Origin of the sequence: uncultured Amaricoccus sp. (assembly GCF_937858865.1) — a bacterium.
Lineage (GTDB): Bacteria > Pseudomonadota > Alphaproteobacteria > Rhodobacterales > Rhodobacteraceae > Amaricoccus.
The window spans coordinates 1-1,523 of sequence record NZ_CALLYO010000251.1 but is presented as its reverse complement, the minus strand read 5'-3'; the positions used below and the strand labels follow the sequence as shown (position 1 = coordinate 1,523).

General features: G+C 76.6%; 2 protein-coding genes. Both read left to right on the top strand.

Going from position 1 to position 1,523, the window contains the following annotated elements; genetic code table 11:
• Positions 1-625, top strand: a 625-nt coding sequence (locus tag Q0112_RS06940; RefSeq protein ID WP_297973163.1) for an aminotransferase class I/II-fold pyridoxal phosphate-dependent enzyme, incomplete at its 5' end; no start/stop codon positions are given.
• Positions 626-735: 110 nt separating this feature from the next.
• A complete protein-coding gene (locus tag Q0112_RS06935) occupies positions 736-1,515 on the top strand; it encodes a DNA translocase FtsK 4TM domain-containing protein (RefSeq protein WP_297973160.1) in 780 nt (259 codons plus the stop codon).
• Positions 1,516-1,523: the final 8 nt, after the last annotated feature.

Sequence of the window (1,523 nt, the reverse complement as noted above, 5' to 3'; positions counted from 1 at the left end):
GAAGCACGACTTCATGCTGCTGGCCGACGAATGCTATGCCGAGATCTGGCGCGAGACGCCGCCGCCGGGGGCGCTGGAGATCGCCGCCGCCGCGGGCGCGGACCCCGAGCGGGTGGTGGTCTTCAACTCGCTCTCCAAACGGTCGAACGCGCCCGGCCTGCGCTCGGGCTTCGCCGCCGGCGGGCCGCGCGCCATCGCCGCCATGCGCCAGCTCCGCGCCTACGGCGGGGCGCCGGTGCCGCTGCCGCTGCAGCGCGCCTCGGCCGCGCTCTGGCGCGACGAGGCGCATGTCGAGGCCTCGCGCGCGCTCTACGCCGAGAAGTTCGCCCTGGCCGACCGCATCCTCGGCGACCTGCCGGGCTATCGGGCGCCGGACGGCGGCTTCTTCCTCTGGCTCGACGTCGGCGACGGCGAGGCCTTCGCGCTCCGGCTCTACCGCGAGACCGGCGTGCGGGTGCTGCCCGGCGGCTATCTCGGCCGTGCGACCGCCGGGGCGGGGAACCCGGGGGCGCGCCATGTCCGCGTCGCGCTCGTCGCCGATGCCGCGCAGGTCGGGCGCGGGCTCGAGGCGATCCGCGCGACCCTCGCCGGCGCGGCGGGTGCGGCCGAGGTCGGGTCGGGATGAGCGGGCGGATGTCTTGGAGCGGCGGTCCGCACGGGCCGGAAACGGGATCAACGAGTTGCGGGAGCGGCCGGGTGGCGCCCCTGCCTGCCGGAAAGCGAGAGGTCGAGTAGATGGCCAGCCACAGCAAAGCGAAGCGCCGCGCCCCCCTGATGGAGAGCGACACCGAGCTCGCCCTGCGCCGGCGCGGGGCGGAGCTGATCGGCCTGCTGCTCGTCGGCATCGCCGCCGTCGCCGCGACGATGATCTGGACCTACAACCCCGACGACCCGAGCCTGTTCAGCGCCACCGACGAGGCGCCGCGCAACGCGCTCGGCCTCGTCGGCGCCTCGATCGCCGATCCGCTGCACCGGGCGCTCGGCTGGGCGGCCTACGGCATCGCCGCCGGGCTCGGCGCCTGGGGCCTGCGCTTCCTCGCGCATGTCGGCGAGGGGCGGCTGCTCTCCCGCGCCATCGTCACCCCGGTCGCGCTCCTCGTCGCGGCGACCTTCGCGGCCACCCACGTGCCGCCCGCCGGCTGGGTGCACGACTACGGCCTCGGCGGGCTCCTCGGGGACGCGACCCTCGGGGCGCTCCTCTCCGTCCTGCCGGTCGATCCGGCGCAGGCGCTCGGCATCGTCGCCCCGGCGCTGGCCGTCGCCTTCGTCGGCGCGACCGGCTACGCGCTCGGCGTCACCTGGGCCGAGGCGAAGGGCTTCCTGCGCTTCCTCGCCCAGGGCTCGGTCGTCCTCTACGCCGGGGCGCACCAGCTGACCGGCCGCGCCGCCACCGCCGCCGCCGGCGGCGCCAGGGCCGCCCGCGACATGGCCGTCGAGGCCCGCGCCCGCCGCGCGAATCCGAGCCGCCGGGCGAGGTCGTCGATCGCGTCGAGGTCGGAGAGGTCGCACGGGTAGACGTGTGC